General features: G+C 34.9%; 2 pseudogenes. Both read left to right on the forward strand.

The features are described 5' to 3' along the window. Positions 1–235, forward strand: a pseudogene (locus E3E30_RS11265) (HAD family hydrolase); the annotation flags it as partial. Positions 236–294: 59 nt separating this feature from the next. Further along, positions 295–518: pseudogene (locus tag E3E30_RS11155) on the forward strand (metallophosphoesterase); the annotation flags it as partial.

Raw genomic sequence — 518 nt, forward strand, 5'->3', positions numbered from 1 at the left:
CCAGCTTATTAGGGAGAGGTATGGGGATGAAATATTTATATGGGTGGATGATAAGCCATGGAGATTTATAGGCCGTGGAGATGAGAATACTGAGTATGTGTGGTATTATTTCCCTCCTACAGCAAAATATGTAAGTGAAGAGGTTTTAAATCAAATTCCTCATCTCCATGTAATCCAAGATCTCTGGAATATTTTTGATGTAGTACGACGAATAAGGCAAAAGAGAGGTGTTTAATTTTCTCTTCAACTTTTTTACATTGAAAATTTAAAAACACATTTGTATAATCTGTTACCATGAAAATAGAATTTCTTCCCCAGAAAGCTATCAAAATTAAAGACAATTTGATAATAGCCGATCTTCACTTAGGTTATGAAGAGAGTTTGGTTCAAGAAGGTATCTATCTTCCAAAGGCTTTTAATCAAATGCTCACTTTGCTTAAAGGTTTAGTGTTAAGGGAACAACCCAGAAGGCTTATCATAAATGGTGATCTCAAGCACTCTTTTAGATCGGAAGAGCG

The organism is Thermococcus sp. 9N3 (assembly GCF_012027685.1).
Lineage (GTDB): Archaea > Methanobacteriota_B > Thermococci > Thermococcales > Thermococcaceae > Thermococcus > Thermococcus nautili.